The sequence below is a fragment of the Candidatus Thiosymbion oneisti genome (assembly GCF_900092655.1).
GTDB classification, from domain to species: domain Bacteria; phylum Pseudomonadota; class Gammaproteobacteria; order Chromatiales; family Chromatiaceae; genus Thiosymbion; species Thiosymbion oneisti.
Window position 1 is genome coordinate 1 of record NZ_FLUY01000575.1, and the last position, 351, is coordinate 351.

1 protein-coding gene is annotated in these 351 nt (G+C 53.6%); it reads left to right on the forward strand.

Going from position 1 to position 351, the window contains the following annotated elements; genetic code table 11:
* Positions 1-148 precede the first annotated feature (148 nt).
* Positions 149-351 (forward strand): hypothetical protein (locus BQ17_RS20370; protein ID WP_141699133.1); only part of this gene is annotated, 203 nt, incomplete at its 3' end.

Consider the following 351-nt stretch of genomic DNA (forward strand, 5'->3'; position numbering starts at 1 on the left):
GAATCACGCGAATCCTCACGAAATTGTCATCCCGAACCGAAGGGAGGGATCTTGTTCGCGCCGATTCGCGCGCTTCGTCGTTCTGCGCTCGAAATGACAATTGATAAAATCGGCGTAATCGTTCAACCCCCTAAAGAGGAGAGTGAAAATGCGTGACAACATCATAAAAACAGCCTGTGTTATCGGACTGCTCACGTGGTCTGCGGGAACCTTCGCCGAGGAAACCTCGACCTCGATTATCGAGGTCGGGGAGCCGGCCCCTGAGCTGGTGCCCCAGTTTGGAAGCAGATCATCACGCATCACATTCGAAAACCACCAACAAACCATCGTGGGGATCCTCACGGAACCCGA